At 32.6% G+C, this 16464-nt stretch carries 13 protein-coding genes; 4 read left to right on the top strand and 9 right to left on the bottom strand.

The window, feature by feature from the left end:
* From CDIMF43_RS02585 to CDIMF43_RS02565, 6 genes are all read right to left on the bottom strand, one after another.
* A partial coding sequence (locus CDIMF43_RS02585; protein ID WP_199198142.1) for an SdrD B-like domain-containing protein occupies positions 1–4373 on the bottom strand: 4373 nt, incomplete at its 3' end.
* 38 nt (positions 4374–4411) lie between these two features.
* On the bottom strand, positions 4412–4579 hold the full coding sequence (locus tag CDIMF43_RS13580; protein ID WP_162532901.1) for a hypothetical protein: 168 nt from the start codon (positions 4577–4579) through the stop codon (positions 4412–4414).
* Between the two features lie 64 nt (positions 4580–4643).
* Positions 4644–5423, bottom strand: coding sequence for a carbonic anhydrase family protein (locus CDIMF43_RS02580; RefSeq protein ID WP_109841120.1), 780 nt, complete (start codon positions 5421–5423; stop codon positions 4644–4646).
* 16 nt (positions 5424–5439) lie between these two features.
* Complete coding sequence (locus tag CDIMF43_RS02575) at positions 5440–6711, bottom strand: glycosyltransferase (protein WP_109841119.1); 1272 nt, start codon at positions 6709–6711, stop codon at positions 5440–5442.
* 34 nt (positions 6712–6745) lie between these two features.
* Positions 6746–7306 (bottom strand): class F sortase, encoded by a 561-nt coding sequence (locus tag CDIMF43_RS02570; protein WP_109841118.1) that lies wholly within the window; start codon positions 7304–7306, stop codon positions 6746–6748.
* Positions 7307–7370: 64 nt separating this feature from the next.
* The gene (locus CDIMF43_RS02565) at positions 7371–8885 is read right to left on the bottom strand and encodes a glycosyltransferase family 39 protein (RefSeq protein ID WP_162532900.1); all 1515 of its coding nucleotides are present in this window, start codon (positions 8883–8885) and stop codon (positions 7371–7373) included.
* Between the two features lie 103 nt (positions 8886–8988).
* On the opposite strand from CDIMF43_RS02565, the gene CDIMF43_RS02560 reads away from it, so the two are divergent.
* The 4 genes from CDIMF43_RS02560 to CDIMF43_RS02545 all read left to right on the top strand — a co-directional run bounded on the left by CDIMF43_RS02560 (position 8989) and on the right by CDIMF43_RS02545 (position 14210).
* The gene (locus CDIMF43_RS02560) at positions 8989–9645 is read left to right on the top strand and encodes a cyclic nucleotide-binding domain-containing protein (RefSeq protein ID WP_109841116.1); all 657 of its coding nucleotides are present in this window, start codon (positions 8989–8991) and stop codon (positions 9643–9645) included.
* A 456-nt stretch (positions 9646–10101) separates the two neighbouring features.
* A complete protein-coding gene (locus CDIMF43_RS02555; RefSeq protein ID WP_074402425.1) occupies positions 10102–10884 on the top strand; it encodes a (S)-acetoin forming diacetyl reductase in 783 nt (260 codons plus the stop codon).
* 765 nt (positions 10885–11649) lie between these two features.
* The gene (locus CDIMF43_RS02550; protein ID WP_162532899.1) at positions 11650–12696 is read left to right on the top strand and encodes a PA14 domain-containing protein; all 1047 of its coding nucleotides are present in this window, start codon (positions 11650–11652) and stop codon (positions 12694–12696) included.
* Positions 12697–12761: 65 nt separating this feature from the next.
* Positions 12762–14210, top strand: coding sequence for a helix-turn-helix domain-containing protein (locus CDIMF43_RS02545; protein WP_109841114.1), 1449 nt, complete (start codon positions 12762–12764; stop codon positions 14208–14210).
* A 108-nt stretch (positions 14211–14318) separates the two neighbouring features.
* Here the strand turns inward: CDIMF43_RS02545 and CDIMF43_RS02540 are convergent, their stop codons facing one another.
* From CDIMF43_RS02540 to CDIMF43_RS02530, 3 genes are read right to left on the bottom strand one after another with little or no spacing between them, the layout of a single operon-like run.
* Positions 14319–14534, bottom strand: a complete 216-nt coding sequence (locus CDIMF43_RS02540) for a hypothetical protein (protein WP_109841113.1) — start codon at positions 14532–14534, stop codon at positions 14319–14321.
* Between the two features lie 19 nt (positions 14535–14553).
* Positions 14554–14979: a hypothetical protein gene (locus CDIMF43_RS02535; RefSeq protein WP_074402420.1), complete on the bottom strand. Its 426-nt coding sequence runs from the start codon at positions 14977–14979 to the stop codon at positions 14554–14556.
* Positions 14976–16415, bottom strand: coding sequence for a helix-turn-helix domain-containing protein (locus CDIMF43_RS02530; RefSeq protein WP_109841112.1), 1440 nt, complete (start codon positions 16413–16415; stop codon positions 14976–14978). The genes CDIMF43_RS02535 and CDIMF43_RS02530 overlap by 4 nt, the downstream gene beginning before the upstream one ends.
* Between the last annotated feature and the right edge of the window lie 49 nt (positions 16416–16464).

The raw sequence follows: 16464 nt of genomic DNA, 5'->3' as shown, positions 1-16464 counted from the left end.
GTTGTGACTGTAATAGTTGTTGTGCCTACTCCTGTTGCAGTCCAATTGCCGTCTTTATCAATTGTTAGAACTGTTGAATCTGCACTTACAAAGTTTAAGCTCTTATCTGTTGTACTTCCTGGTTGGAACGTGATGGCTAATTTTCCAGTATCTCCTACAACTTGGTTTAATTCTTTTGGTTCTACTGTAATTCCAATTGCAGGAATATCTTTCGATTTTAAGGTTGCGTTTCGGTCAGTTAGTTTATTGCTTCCATCAATCCCATAAACACCACTGACTCCATCTGATCCAAATGTATTTGAATGGAAAATCTCTTGTCCTTCTGGAACGCTTAATACAAGATAGTAGTCATTTTTTGATAGTTCGCCAAATGAATATTGTCCGTTCATATCTGTAATCACTTCATTGACTAATTTCCCATCAGGAGTATAAAGCTTCAACGTGATTTCTGATAGTCCTAAACCTGTACTGTGACTAATAATCACTCCAGAAATACTTGATTCTTGTTTAGATTTAACAGTTACTTTCACTGTTGCTGTTTTTCCATTTGATGTTGTAACTGTAATGGTAGTGGTCCCTACCCCTGTTGCAGTCCAATTGCCATCTTTATCAATTGTCATGATTTCAGGTTTTTCACTGACAAAGTTTAAGCTCTTATCTGTTGTATTTCCTGGTTGGAACGTAATGGCTAATTTTCCAGTATCCCCTACGACTTGATTTAATTCTTTTGGTTCTACTGTAATTCCAATTGCAGGGATGTCTTTGGGTTTTAAGGTTGCGTTTCGGTCAGCTATTTTATTGCTTCCATCAATCGTATAAAATCCGCTGACCCCATCTGAGCCAAATGTATTTGAATAGAAAATCTCTAGTCCTTCTGGAACACTTAATACAAGATAGTAGTCATTTTTTGATAGTTCGCCAAATGAATATTGTCCGTTCATATCTGTAATCACTTCATTGATTAATTTTCCATCAAGAGTATAGAGTTTCAGAGTAACTTCTGATAATCCTAAACCTGTACTGTGATTAGTGATCACTCCAGAAATACTTGATTCTTGTTTAGATTTAACGGTTACTTTCACTGTTGCTGTTTTTCCATTTGATGTTGTAACTGTAATGGTAGTGGTCCCTACCCCTGTTGCAGTCCAATTACCGTCTTTATCAATTGTCATGATTTCAGGTTTTTCACTGACAAAATTTAAACTTTTATCTGTAGTACTTCCTGGTTGGAACGTGATGGCTAATTTTCCAGTATCTCCTACAAATTGATTTAATTCTTTTGGTTCTACTGTAATTCCAACTGCTGGTATATCTTTGGGTTTTAAGGTTGCGTTTCGGTCAGCTATTTTATTGCTTCCATCAATCCCATAAAATCCACTGACTCCATCTGAGCCAAATGTGTTTGAGGTAAAGAGTATTTGTCCCTCTGGAACACCTACTATCATATAATAATCATTTTTGGATAATCCGATAAATGAGTAATTTCCGTTCACGTCTGTACTTACTTCGCTGACTAATTTACCATCAAAAGTATACAATTTCATAGAGATTCCTTCGAACCCTAAACCTGTACTATGATTGGTAATTTTTCCAGAAATACTTGATTCTTGTTTAGATTTTACTGTCACGTTAACTGTTTCAGATTTTCCATTTGAAGTCGTTACGACAATCTCTGTTGTTCCTTGCCCTGTTGCAATCCAATTGCCGTCTTTATCAACTGTTATTACATTAGGATTTTTACTAGTAAAATTCACGTTTTTATCAGTTGTATTGTTTGGTTGGAAAGTTACGGTTAATTTACCTGTATCTCCAACAAGTTGGTTTAATTCTTTTGGTTCTACTGTAATGCTTTCTGCTTCAATAGTCGTTTTCTTAAGTGTTGCGTTTCGGTCTGTCAACTGATTCGTTCCATCTAACGCTAGATAGCCTGATGTACCATCAGAACCAAAAATATTAGAATGACTTAGTTGATAATCAACTGGGAATACTAATTTTACGTAATAGTCTCCTGGCGTTAGTCCAATAAAGTTATACGAGCCATCTGTAGCTGTCACAGCCGTTCCTTTTTGACTGCCATCTTGTGAATATAAATTTAATTGAACGCCTGGGAATCCTAAGCCAGTTTCTTGATTGGTAATAATTCCTTTAATTGAAGAATTATTTTTTGGCGTAATTACTTTTAGTGACGCATCAAATCCATCTTGTTTTGCTACTCCATCAACTGCAATATAGCCCGTCAATAAATCATAGTAAAATACATTTGAGCTTGCAAATTCGTAATTTACCGGTGCTATTATTTTCAAATAATAGTTTGATTTTTCTAAATTCGAAAAACTATAGGTTCCATTTGTATTCGTTAGTGTTTTTGTTATTTGGCCTGTGTCAGCATTAACCAATTGGATTTCAACACCGCTAAAGCCAATTCCATTATTTGTTTGATCATAAATTGTTCCAGATAGTGAAGACTCTTTTGGATTAGCTAATCTAATAACTGCATCCACATCACCAATTGAATTCGTTCCATCAACATGTAAATAACCTGTTGAATTACCCCAAAAATAATTTTTATTAGACGAAACAAACTCATATTCTTTTGGAAATTTAAGCTGTAAGTAATAGTGCTTCGCTTCTAAATTATCAAAACGATATGCCCCTGTTCCATCCGTTGTCTTTTGTCCTACAAGTTTTCCATCCCATGAGTAAATCAATAATTCTACTCCATTGACTGCCTTCCCGTTAGGATCAACGATCTTACCACCAATATATGAATCAGTTAAACTTCTAACGGTTACTTCAACAATATCTTGAGCGCCGCTTGCTGAAATGACAGTTATCGTAGTTTTCCCTGATTTTTTAGCTGTCCATTTTCCATTTGCATCTACCGAGATAATGTCTACATTACCAACCTTGTATGTTAGGTCTTTATTCGTTGTATTTGTTGGAAAAAATTCTACTGTTAATTGACCTGTTTCATTCACTACAGTATCAATGACTTTTGGACTTACTTTTATTGATTCCGGCAAAATAGTTTTTGGCTTTAACTGAAGATTAATTCCTGTAATATTACTTTTGTTGGATTCCTCCAATTTAAGATAACCTGATGTGCCTGCCGTATCAAAAATACCATACCCAAACTTAACTTTGTAATCTTTAGGTATCATCACTTTAATATAATAATTAACGTTATTAGTTAATCCCGTAAATGAATAACTTCCATCTATTGATGAAGTTGTTTGTTGAATCACCCTGTCTGATCCTGGTTCTCTTAATTCAATAGAGATTCCTGAAAATCCTGATCCCGTTTCATTTTGGATTTGACCAGAAATGGTTGGATTGTATTTTTCTTTAACCGTAACAGTTACATACGCAAATTTACTTTTATCCTCGTTACTAGTAACTTTTATTGTAGTCGTTCCCGCTTTTTTAGCGACCCAATTTCCATTTGAATCAACGGTCATAACAGTTGTATCTCCGCTACTATACGTTACAGATTTATCCGTGGCATCGACTGGAAGAACTGTGGCAACTAAAGTCCCGCTCTCTCCTACAAATTTTTCTAGTACTGTTGGATTCACACTGATAGATCCAACCGGTACTGCCTTGTACAGTCCTAAATTTACATTTTCTAGCATTTGTTCTTCACTTAAACTAATCGCTTCACTTTTTCCTGATCCAATAAAATACGATTTTGAAGTTACTTCATAATCAGAAGGAAACTTAATTTCCACACTGTATGGTGTATTGGGCTCTAGTTTAGAAAAATGATACGCACCTTGTCCATCTGTTGTAGTGGTTTGAACAGGTGTTGACGATCCTACTTTAAAAATAGCGGTTTCTAGCCCTGCTATTCCTACTTCATCAGAATCTTTTTGTCCATTTTTATTTTTATCCGAATACGCAATCCCCTTCATTGAGGCTGTAGTTGGATACAATGTCATATAAGCCCCTGATTCAGTCTGTCCTTCCGCTAAGTCAAAATAACGAGTCGATCCACCACCAAAACCAAGCGGACCCTGACCAAACCATCTATAGCCTTGAGGTACTTCTCCTATCTTTAAGTAATACCTTCCCGCAGGTAGATTACTAAACGTATACCTTCCACTACTATCCGTTGTAGCAGTGCCAAGTTTTTTGTTTACTGTTGCATCGAACAATGTTACTTCGATTCCCGCAACACCGGGTTCTGACGGATCCTGTTGATCATTCATATTTAAGTCTTCAAAAAAGACGGCTGAAATGGTTCCTGTTCCAGCTTTTGCTTGCCCATTTTTTGTTATCCCTGCTGCAGAAACTGTAGTTGCCAAACTTGGCAATACTGTATTTAGCAGTAGCATAACTAGTAGAAAAATTTGCATTAATTTATTCTTTTTCATTAGTAGCTTTCCCCATCCAATCCTAAATCTTAAGATTTTTATTTTTTTATTAATTTATTTTTGACGATTAAAACAGCACCCACACCTATCGCCAATACCGCAGCTCCTATCACAACCCCCATTGGATAGCCGCCCATAATTAATCCCACAGTTGTCATCCCACCACCTGTAAAAGGCAACAAAACACTTGAACTTGGTGAACTCATCTTTATCACTCCCCTATTCTTATTTTTCAGGTTTTTAAAGGATGAACCTAAAAACCAAAAAAATTTAGTTTGCTTTTTGTTTTTGAATTGGGCGAACGTTATCTTTTAATACTTTTGTCAACTCTTTTAGTTGACTTTTTTCTAATGTAATTGCTTTCTTCATGACTAACCATTGAACACCTTCAGTAGTTGGTGGTGCTGTGAAAGAACCTTGGTAGGCGATATACTCTCTCTCTTGTGGAATCAAAGCTAGTGTACTTATAGGTTCTTTTGTTGTAACTTTTTTATTATTTTTTAATTTAGTCATTTCGTTGCTAACTTGATCCAAGGCATAATTTTTTTCGCCTTCTTCAAGCATCACTGCCATAATTAAATTCTTTTTTTCTTTGCTTTCAAATTTTAGTTGTAACTCGCCATCGTATTGCTTTCCTTGTATTTTATGCTCGCTAGGAACATGTAGATTGATTGCAGTTAACAAATAATCTTCTTCGTTGAATGTAAGAATATTTTCTTTTCCTTCAACAGGCATTGGCGTTAGTGTTAATTGTTGATCTTGACGTAATAATTCAAAGTATCCCGGTTGAAAATGAATCGCTTCTGACGCAAGTGCCTCTACTTTAGCCTCTTTTGAGATATCAATTGGTGATTGTTCCTTTGTTGATTTTAGTTTGTATTTTTTATTTAACTTTTCCCAATTATCCGGTCCTTTTTCACCTTTGTAAGACCAATCTAAAACACTTTCTTCTACCTTTTCTTTTGATTTAGTGGCTTCATTGGTATTTCCACAACCTACTAAAACTAACAATGTTACGACAATCGATGTAAATAAAACCTTCTTCTTCATACTAAAATTCCCCCTATTATTCTCTTTCTGTTTTCAACCAGCTGTTTTCACCTAATAAATGTCGTTTAAACGCAATCCAAACGCTAGGTATTGTAATAATGTTGTATACTGTCATTGCAAATCCTGCAAAAAAACATTCTATAAAAGTATTGCCTTTTTGTGCTCGAATATGAGTTGTATTAAAGTAATGACGTATTGTAAATACAAATCCTGGTAATGATGTAATTAAAATCAAAAGACCTAGATAAAGAAATAAACTTATCCAACTGGACGTTCCCTCAATGCAAAATTTAGTTAATTGAATGAAAGATAGCGTAATCCATATCCATGATATAAGAAAGATAATACTGCCGATTAAATTAATAAATGGTTGAGCCAAAAAGTAATAGATATCTAACTTCGCCTCTTTTTTTAATCGTGTTGATTTTTTTACTTTTTTAAGATATTTCAAACACTGAATATTTCCTTGTACCCAACGACTCCGTTGATAGATCAGCTTTTTAACTGAAGAAAGACCTTGTTGATAGACCGTTCCATTCGATAAGTAACTAATTTTTCCATTTCGTAGCAATAGCCTCAAGGTCATATCATAATCTTCTAGTAGGCTATCTCCCCACGGTTCTTTTCCTAGTGCTTTTAAAGCTGTTAACCTTGTAAACTGTCCATTTCCTCCTAGCCCAACACTTTGAATATAGCTTCTAACATTTTGAATATCTGAAATCATCGTGAAAAATTCAACATCTTGTAAAAAAGGAAGAATGTGTTGAGTATTGATAATGCGCACTCGACATTGCGCAGCACAAACTGCCTTATTAGAAAATGCTCGATTCGCTTCTCTAAGTACATTCATTCCTAATCTTCCATCGCCATCAACAATAGCAATTACTACTTCTTTTTCCATATTTAAGGCTTTGGCTTCTTTTAATACTCTCTTGTAGGCATCATTTAATGCCGCACCTTTTCCTTTTTGTGCATTAGGTTTTTTTCTTTTTAAAAGACGAACTCGCTTATCTTTAATACCTTCAATTATTTTAGCTGTTCGATCATCAGAGGCGTCATCGATAGGGATAATCATCATTCTTTTATAGCGTAATTTTAACAAATTATAAATAGTTCGCTTAATAACTTTCTCTTCATTTAAGCACGGTATCAAAAAGACATAATAGAGCTTCTTAACCTTTTTCTTTCTCGCAGGTTCTTTATGCACAGGCATGATTATCATTAAAATAATATAAAAGAAAAAAATACCTACTATAAGTGATGATATGAAATGAATGATTAATTGCATATTTTCCTCCTTGTTACTCGAGTGTTACTAACGCTCACTGTGTGTAACTTTTGATTTTAGTATCGAAAGCTCCTGTACAAGAAATTAAGGTAATCATTCGTTTATTACTATTAATTTCAATTTTTGCATTCGGATTTGTTTTTATATCTATAATTTCTTTACTACTTACTTTAAATTCCCTGTTTTCTCCATTTTTGTACTCAATTACTACTGTTTCTCCAATTTTTATATCTTCTAAATATTTAAAGGCACCTAGTTTGTTATTCCAATCTCGATGAGCAGCAATTAATGAATTTCCAACATTGCCAGGAATGGGACTTGTCTTTAACCATCCTGCCATTTTAAGTCCTTCCGGCACGATCATTCGCTCATGAGAATCAATTTCTGTTTCGTTGATAGGCAACCCAATTCCATCCTCAATAAAAATAATCTTATTGGGAATTGAGTCAATCACCTCTTCTTTCTCTTCCCCGACGACTTTTTTAGTTGTTACCTCTTCTTTAAAATTGGCTCTCAAACTATTAGTCGTTTTTAAAGAATAATAACCAAAACTAAGTCCAATAATTACTATTCCTACCAAAATGATTTTTTTCATGTATAAGAACCTACCTTCTATTTACTTCTTTATGATATAGGCAAATTATCTTCTTGAGAGTTTCTTAAAGAAAGAAAAGGTGCGTTCTTTTTGTTTTTTTTGTTACTATTTTACGCTTTCCTTTTAAATTAGATTGTTTTAGCAAGCTTCCCTTAGACGTTATTAACTTGTAAAGATAATAACAGCCAAACCCTGTTAAAGTAGTACTAACAAATAGTAAAGGGACATGATATCTACCTTGTACTTCAATTAACAAAGATCCTAAAGTATAACCAAATTCTAAGACAATAAATAAATAGATTTTTTTTGTTTTACGAAGCAATAATGCAAGTGCACATGCTAGAAAACTCATGATTAATAAAAAACTGTCCACAAAGTAACTAAATCCTGTAAATTGACTTCTAGAATTAAGTGGGAAATTTTCAGGATCATTATAAATCGTCCAGTTATAACCATAACTATCGTCAGAAAATATCTTGAATTTAGTGACCAAATAAGAAATTAAATGACCTTCTTTGTAGATATTCACCCATCTATCAATACCTGCTTTCATCATGACTGAACTCACCTCATTAACAGGAAGTTCATTATATAATTCCCAAAAATAGTCCTTATCTTCTTCAGTCCACGTTCCACTAGAACCCTCGTTGGCACCAACATATACACCGTAACCAGCAGAAGTAGCAGCTGTTGGAAAAGGATAGACCACTTTATTAATAACCGGTGTAGCAATTGAAAAAGCTAGAAAAACTAGCATTCCTGGAAGAATTTTTTTAAATGAAAGAAGAATTTTTTTGTTACATATCATCATGCTGACAACAAAAACAAGCGAAATTAAAAAGCCACTAGGTCGAATCAAATTCGCTCCAATCATTGAAAATCCAATACCTATTGATAAAATCCAATTAGGTTCAGGGCTTTTATAAAGCAAGACCCAAAAATATATGGCTATTGCAATCAAGCACATAAATAAGGGTTCCGTCACAATCAAAGTGCTGTACATAAAATAAGCTGGAGAAAACAAGAAAAACATAGTTGCTATTGATGCAACATATCGATTAGATAATATGAAATTCGCTTTAAAAAAATAAATTGATCCTATTAAAGTAGCTAAAATATTAAAAAATTGACCTGAAAAAACCGACTTACCAAAAATCTGATACACCCAAGACAAAACTGTTGAAAATGACAATATATGAGTAAAAAAAGGAGAATAATTTAATAAGTCCTTGTCATAAAGAACAGCCCATGAGTTTTCATCTGCTCGATAACTTGCAGTTAAATGATACAAATAAAAATCCGAGGTTGGATGTGACGGAAAGGCGATTACCCAAATAACTCTCGGAACAATTGCTAAAATTACTAAAGCAAGATAAAAATAACTTTTTTTTAATTTATATAGTTTTGCTAACCCAATTCCCATTGCCAACACCAAAATAATATACAAACTGTATAGTAAACTACTCGACCAAGAAAGAAGATTCTCTCCCGCTACAATTCTTTTTAAATTATCATAAAACTTAATAAAAAAAAGAAAAAAACCTAATAAAATCGGCACTCTTAAAAATAGTTTTTGCATTATTAATCCATCCATTCTTTAAAGGTTTAAAAATTATAATTTAATTATTCGTTTTCATGTTATTATACAAAAAGAATAATAATATAAAAAAGAAGGTGTTAATTTGATAAATATTGTTGAAACTTTAGACTTGAAATCCGATAAAAAAATGGACTACTATCGGTTAAAAAAATTTAAAAAAGGAACTAAATTTTATTATCACGGAGATACAACTGAACTTTTGATTATAAAGTCAGGAACTGCTGTCATCCAAGCGTTAGATAAGCTTGGGAACTGGAGTAGCCGTGAATTTGCTACTCCTAATTATTTATTGACTCCCGAAAATTTATTGGAATTTTTTACTATCCCTGAACAATTTGATTATCGCGTTGTCGCTATGGAATCCGTTGAAGTTTATTTTGTTGATCGAGAATATTTCTTAAACCACCTTCATTTAAATCCATTAAAATTTCAATATTTCTATGAAGCTATGATTATCAAATATGTTCATCAGAGCAAAAAAATGTTTTTGATGAATGAGCCTCCGGTAGTAAAAACGGCTAACGCTCTCTATTCAATTATCTATACTCTGTATCCTGGATTACAGGAAAATTATTATCCTTTACCAAAATTTATTAATCAAAAAACAGTTGCTGAGTATAGTGGAACGGGACAAGCACGAACAAGCGAATCTTTTCAAAAATTAAGAGATCTTAATATCATTAATAACCAACAAATCATTAATATGCCCTTATTATTAAATTTCATCTTTACTCAATAAAAAATAGCTTTCTAGTTATATAAAGCTATTTTCTCTATTACTTATTATTTTTCTTCTTTTAACGAGATTACGGATGTAAGGTTCTTTCTTCTATTCATACAGATTTAATCGTATTTTCTAGCTAATAGTACGTTTGTCGAATTCAATAATACTCCTTTTTTTCTAGACATTTAGTTTTTAACTTTAATCAATCCCTTAAGCTTTTATACTTTTATAGTATCATTTAAAAAAACAGCCACTCTTTCTTAAAGAAACATTTGTTTTAAAAATGTGAACATAATTTTTTGATTTCTACTAAAGTAAAATCTATAAAAATAACGATCGGATTTTTTAACACTTTTCTTTGTACTTTAAAAAAATTTCATAGTTGCTGTTTATTGTGATTCTTTTCACTTGATAACTTTTTTAACTAGTAGTAATATATTATTATATAATAAGAAAGAAGTGATATGTATAATGAGCACAACTACAAACAAAGTGGCATTTATTACAGGGGCTGGACAAGGGATCGGAAAGGCCATTGCTGAACGCTTATCAAATGATGGATTTTCAGTAGCTATTGCCGATTTTAATATGGATACTGCATCTGCTGTCGCTAAGGAAATCAACGAGCACAATGGGAAAGCCGTTGCAATTAAAGTTGACGTAGCTAATCAAGAAGATGTTTTTAAAGCTGTTGATCAATGTGTTGAGGAACTTGGCGGACTTGATGTAATGATTAATAATGCTGGTGTTGGGCCAACTACACCTCTTGAAAGCATCACACCGGAATTGTTTGATAAAGTTTTCCATATCAATGTTGCAGGTACCATCTGGGGAACTCAAGCAGCCGTTAAAGCTTTCAAAAAATTAGGACATGGTGGAAAAATCATTAATGCTTCTTCTCAAGCTGGACATGTGGGAAATCCTGAACTAACCGTCTACAGTGGCAGCAAATTTGCGATTCGTGGAATCACTCAAGTAACAGCTCGCGATCTTGCCCCTCTTGGCATTACGGTCAATGCTTTTTGCCCAGGGATTGTAAAAACACCAATGATGAACGATATCGCACAAGAAGTAGCAGACAATGCCGGAAAACCTTTTGAATGGGGAATGGAACAATTCGCTCAAAATATTACCTTAAAACGTCTATCTGAACCAGAAGATGTGGCCGCTTGCGTGTCTTATTTAGCCGGTCCTGACTCTAACTATATGACAGGTCAATCACTTTTGATTGATGGCGGTATGGTTTTTAATTAATAAAAAAGCATCTTGACTAAAAACTTCTATATATATTATAGAAGTTTAGTCTGTAGATAAAAAGGAGTTGGCAATCAAGCCAACTCCTTTTTGCTATCATTTGTGTAAAATCATGTGTGTGGCGATTTGTTAAAGTTTTCGATATTTCCTCCAACCCATGCCATGCTTTTCTTTTGCATCTGCAACTATTCCTTCAATGGGTAGTTTCTTTAAATTTCTTTACAAAAAACGAGCTGACCTGCTCGATTAGTTAGGGTAAGCGTTGCTTCATACGTGATTTGATCATTTAAACAAAAACGAATGGGTTTTTCTTTTTGGATAAATACCACTTTTTCATTGTCTCGATTACACTACTTTTCAATTAGCCTACAAATAAAATCATCTGTTGGATTATTCGGAATTGTATCAACTAAATCAATTAAAAATCCTTTCTTCAATAAGTTCTCCTCCTTTTCATACCTTAATAATTAATATAAGTTTAACAGTTCCCTTCCTATTATCAAGTACTCTCATTTATAAAAAAAAAGACATCTTTCACAACTATTTATATAAATCATAAAAAATTCACAAACTATTTTATCCCAAAACACAATACTATCCTATAAAAACATTGTTTAAACAACATTGCAAGCTCGTCTTTTATGTTAATTCTTAAACAAATCTATATTTGTTCACAAACAAAAACGGTTTTCTTTCTTTAAGAAATCATTTTAACAATGAAAGATGATAAGCTTAATTTATCAAAAAAAGGGGGCAACATCAAAAATGAAAAAGCAATTTAGTATCATTGGAATTTTATTAGCAGCTGTGCTGTTTTTATGTATTCCAACAAAGTCTGATCAAGCATTGGCTGCAGACAGTTCTACACGAGCAACATCAAAATTAGTACACGGGGTTCACACAACCTACCAAAAAAGAGACCCATTCACAAATCAGCTGTCAGATTTTGCAAAGGAATACGAAGCATCAACACTGAATTCTTCCTATCGTTCAACTGAACCTTATCCAGGTTTAGGTTTACGTAATTTTAAAATTATCAAAACAACTTACCTTTCAATCACTGAATCTGGAAATTATAACTTTAAAACATCTGGAAACTTAGGAATGTCATTAATGATTAACGACTCACCTAATTACGGAACACCTATCTACCTAAGTGCAGGACAAATTGTAAAAATTAAATTTGAATCATGGGATATCGGACAAGTAATCAATCCTACATTGGGTTTATATAGTCATATTGAGTGGATTTCACCAAGTATGCGTCCTACAACCTCTTTTGCTGCTATTCCTATTGAAAAACTTTACACAACTCCTGATTTACAAGGTATTACGGTTGAAAAACCAAATAAATTAGTAAACGGTGTACACTCAATTTATCAAAAAAGAAACGTTCAATCTGGGCAATGGGAACATTTTGCAGCAGCCTATGAAGCAAAAACTCTTGATTCTTCTTATAGATTAGTAGAACCCTACCCAGGATTAGGCTTACGTAACTATAAAATTATCAAAACGGCCTATATTCCAATTACTGAATCTGGGACTTATAATTTTTCAATGACTGGAAACTTGGGCAATAGCTTGATGATAAATGATTCACCTAACTATGGCTTACCACTTTATTTATCTGCAGGACAAGTGATGAAAGTTAAATATGAAGTATGGGATATTGGACAAATCAATGACCCTACATTTGGTTTGTACAGCCATATTAAATGGATTACACCAAGTATGCGTCCTACTACTACTCCTACATTTATTCCTATCGAAAAACTTTTCACAACTCCTGATTTACAAGGTGTTGAACAATAATTTAAAAAAACAGTAACCCCTAATTAGGTTACTGTTTTTTACTATAACTAAAGGAGGTATCAATTATGATAACTAAATTAAATTCTCTTGATAAAATTGCACATCGAAAAGTTGAATTACTTAAATTATTAGCCAGCCAATCTAAACCAAGCTCAACAACTGTTTTAAGTCGTCAACTAGCAGTAAGTAGTAAAACGCTGTTAACGTATTTGAAAGAATTAACTCATTATTTAGAAGCTTCTGAAGAAGATATTCAACTTATTAAAAGCAAAGATGGCTACTACTTGTCAAAAAAGAGTTCCTTTTCAATGGACACTCTCTATCACAGAATTACAAAAGACACTTTATTTTACTACTTATTTTTATATACCTTTCATCAACAAGATGACACGATTGATTCCTATGCTAAAGTAAATTTTTTTAGTTATAGTTATATTTATCGCCAGATTCGCTTAATGAATCAATTGTTGCGCCCTTTATTTTTGTCTATTGAACTTTCACCTTTAAAGATGAATGGTGCCGAGCTTAGAATTCGCTATTTTTTCTTTTATTATTACTTTTATAACTGTAATGGTGTTGATTGGCCCTTTCAAACAATTCAAGCTGCTGATTTAGATAATGACCTTCACATGATTGAAGAGTTAACGGCGATTCAATTCTCGTTTATTCAAAAAGAACAGCTTAGATATTGGCTGGCTCTTTGTCAAACTCGGTATCAGCTCAATGAATTTATTGACTCTACCAACCCTTTTTATCAACTAGTTGCTCAAAATAGTCCCTTTTATCAAAAATTACTTCCTTTTATGAACCATTTTAGTCAAAAAAATGACTTGATTAACCAGCAAAATGAACTTTATTTTATCTTTTTTATCATTCATCAAACGCTTGAATTTCCAATTGAGGATTTATTGAGTTTAACAGAAGAACCGTTAATTAAAAAGGTGGTCCATTTAATCGAAGATATTGCTAGCGCTTTTCCAAAAGCGAAGCTCACTACATTTTTTAAGAATGAACTATTTTATTTGGTTTATGTAAGCTTTTATTTGGGTGATTCTTACCTTGAGTTACTTGAAAATAACAACCAACAAGAATCGGCTAACGATTTTTATACAAAAAAAATTGAAAATCTTCTTGCCCAAAATAAAATCGATAGCAGTCGGTTGCCTTGTTTAACGAAAACAGTCACTCAACTCATTCAACGCCATTTAATTAATAGTTGTTATCAACCTTCCATTCATTTATTTCTAATTACTAAGTTAGATGGATTAAAGAAACAAGCTCTGTATGATAAAATTGCCACGTTACCTTTTCAGTTAACAGTAACCGATCAAACTCAAATATTGGAAGAGGAGAATGTCGACCTTATTTTATCGGATTATTACCTTCCTTCTTCTTCAAAACCCGTTTTTTACTGGCATCTTTTTCCACTAAAAGTTGAGTGGGAGCAATTGGAACGCTGTTTAAATGATATTGAACAACAAAAGTCCTTATTTCTAAACTCTGAAACAGTATAAACGTATAGCCTTTTTCTATACGTTTATATTCAATCTTTGTGCAAAAAAAATAACCCCTCATAGAGAGTTATTTTATTTGTCGTCGCTCATTAGCTACCTATTTTCCATTCATTTCATTCGTAAGCCTTCATCAAATAGATCAATATACAGAATTTCATCAACGTTATTAAACTTATTTTTGACATGGTTGGTTGCTTCATGTACAGAAACTTCTTCATCAAAAACAAGGCATCTAGACAATCTTTTTTCTGCTGCTGTTCCTTGATTTACAATGAATTCTGCAACATAAATGGTCACATCTTTCCAATAATCTTCAATTTTCATAACATTGCCTCCTCTATAATTACCTTCCAAATAAAAGCGTTCCTGATAGTTGAATATAGACTTCAGAAAGATAAAGATCTTCTTCTTTTCCTTCATCTGAATCCATTCCATCTGGAAATACTAATTCTGTATTAGATTGATGAGAAAATAGGTAGCTGTTTTTTTCTAAATCTCTTTCTTTATTTTTAGAGGGGCGACTTATTTTTATTGGTCTTTCCCCGTCTGGCAAATTGATTAAAGAATCCTCTGATTGATCAGGTTCATCTCGTCTTTTTTTTGACTGTGTAGGTGGGAAAATGGGTTCTGCTTTTTGCGTTGGATCAAGTGGGTCTACAATCGTGTCTTTGTCTGTTGCATGTACCGTATACAGATCGATTAAACCATAAAACGACAAAATTGTTAAGGATATAATTAATTTTTGCATTATCTTGTTTTTATTTATCATCTTTTCAGTTCTTTCTTCTTTTTTATCTTCACTAATACTTCTCCTAAATTTCCCCAATCTTGGGTTGTTGGTGGAGTGTTCCATATAATATAGTCACATGATAATTCATTTTTTATCAAACTATCCGTTAACAATAAATCTGTTCTTTGATCTAAGTTTTCTTGAATTTCAATATTTAGAAATTCAAAGGTTTTAATATTCTTGATAATCATTTCATTGTAATTTTTCCCCAATAAAAAATCAACACAAACATGAATTTCTTTCATAAAGAAACTAGCAGGTAAGCTATTGATAATTAAATAAATGTACTCGTTTAGCAAAAACTCCTTATTTAAATAGACAATTTTCAAATTGCTTGTTCGTCTGGACTTTTCAATAAATTCGTCGCAAAATTGTAAGATTTCACCATATTGTTCTTGAATAAATGGAAATACGACAAATTCATCACGAAAATATTTGGTTCGATTTATCAAACTCACCTTAAAGTGAGCATGATTCAAGCCTTCTTCTATCTTTCTTTTTAATCTAAAATCATCAAATTTTCCGAAGCATTCAACAAATTGACTAAGAAATAAAGCAGTTATATTCACACTCTGTTGATTATATTCTATAACAATTTCATTACTATTAATAATGTTTTCTGAAATGAGAAAAGCCATAAAAAAATTGACTTCATTTTCATTGCCGTTAGCAAATTTACTTTGAAAAAAATGAGCGTATAATTGATACTCCTGTTCCTTCATATAGCTACGAACTTTAATTTTAGAATCAACAAACGCGCTATTCTTTTGTCGAATTAAAATCACACTAAATAGATAGAGCAATTTATTTTTTTGAATAATAGACAATTTTGGGTAACAGTTTGCTTTAAACTGTGCCGTTAACAGCTTGGCTTCCTCTGATATTTTTTTATGAAAGGGCGATTCGATGTTCCCAAAAATTGAGTAATAAAAGTTAAACATAAACATGCGCTGATCCATCTCGCTACCGACTAGTTCAAATTTTGTATTTAATTTGATTCTTGTTTTCATAAACAACTTTTTTATCTCTTTAATATAACTGTACGCTTTAGGCATATTGATGTAATTTTCTTCTGAAAAAATACTAACACCGGGAAACTCTTTTTTTAAAATACAATCTATCATTTTAAATTTTGGCGAGTTGGTTATTAATTTGTGCAACAGTATCTCAGAATTCACATCCATTTTTTCTTCCAGCTGAACGTATTTTTTATATTTGACAATCCTAAAACAATCCATTAAATCAAATTTTTGAAAATCATCTTCTAGATCGTTTAAAACTCTCATCAAAACAAACTCTGAGACATTTAATGTTTCCATTAGTTCGGTATAGGTTAATCTATTTCGATAACTTTCTTCCAACGCTTTAAAGAGAAAAAATTTTCTATTATCTACTTTATCAAGAAATTCTTCCATTTAAATCCCCCTCATCTGCATGATTTATCTACCGATTTTGTATATTCAT

The sequence above is a fragment of the Carnobacterium divergens genome (assembly GCF_900258435.1).
GTDB lineage: Bacteria > Bacillota > Bacilli > Lactobacillales > Carnobacteriaceae > Carnobacterium > Carnobacterium divergens_A.
This window is presented reverse-complemented; position numbering and strand designations above follow the sequence as displayed.

Excerpts from the sequence above, each read along its gene's own strand:
- CDIMF43_RS13580 (WP_162532901.1), bottom strand. The coding sequence starts at position 4,579 with ATGAGTTCACCAAGTTCAAGTGTTTTGTTGCCTTTTACAGGTGGTGGG.
- CDIMF43_RS02580 (WP_109841120.1), bottom strand. The coding sequence starts at position 5,423 with ATGAAGAAGAAGGTTTTATTTACATCGATTGTCGTAACATTGTTAGTT.
- CDIMF43_RS02575 (WP_109841119.1), bottom strand. The coding sequence starts at position 6,711 with ATGCAATTAATCATTCATTTCATATCATCACTTATAGTAGGTATTTTT.
- CDIMF43_RS02570 (WP_109841118.1), bottom strand. The coding sequence starts at position 7,306 with ATGAAAAAAATCATTTTGGTAGGAATAGTAATTATTGGACTTAGTTTT.
- CDIMF43_RS02565 (WP_162532900.1), bottom strand. The coding sequence starts at position 8,885 with ATGCAAAAACTATTTTTAAGAGTGCCGATTTTATTAGGTTTTTTTCTT.
- CDIMF43_RS02555 (WP_074402425.1), top strand. The coding sequence starts at position 10,102 with ATGAGCACAACTACAAACAAAGTGGCATTTATTACAGGGGCTGGACAA.
- CDIMF43_RS02550 (WP_162532899.1), top strand. The coding sequence starts at position 11,650 with ATGAAAAAGCAATTTAGTATCATTGGAATTTTATTAGCAGCTGTGCTG.
- CDIMF43_RS02545 (WP_109841114.1), top strand. The coding sequence starts at position 12,762 with ATGATAACTAAATTAAATTCTCTTGATAAAATTGCACATCGAAAAGTT.
- CDIMF43_RS02540 (WP_109841113.1), bottom strand. The coding sequence starts at position 14,534 with ATGAAAATTGAAGATTATTGGAAAGATGTGACCATTTATGTTGCAGAA.
- CDIMF43_RS02535 (WP_074402420.1), bottom strand. The coding sequence starts at position 14,979 with ATGATAAATAAAAACAAGATAATGCAAAAATTAATTATATCCTTAACA.
- CDIMF43_RS02530 (WP_109841112.1), bottom strand. The coding sequence starts at position 16,415 with ATGGAAGAATTTCTTGATAAAGTAGATAATAGAAAATTTTTTCTCTTT.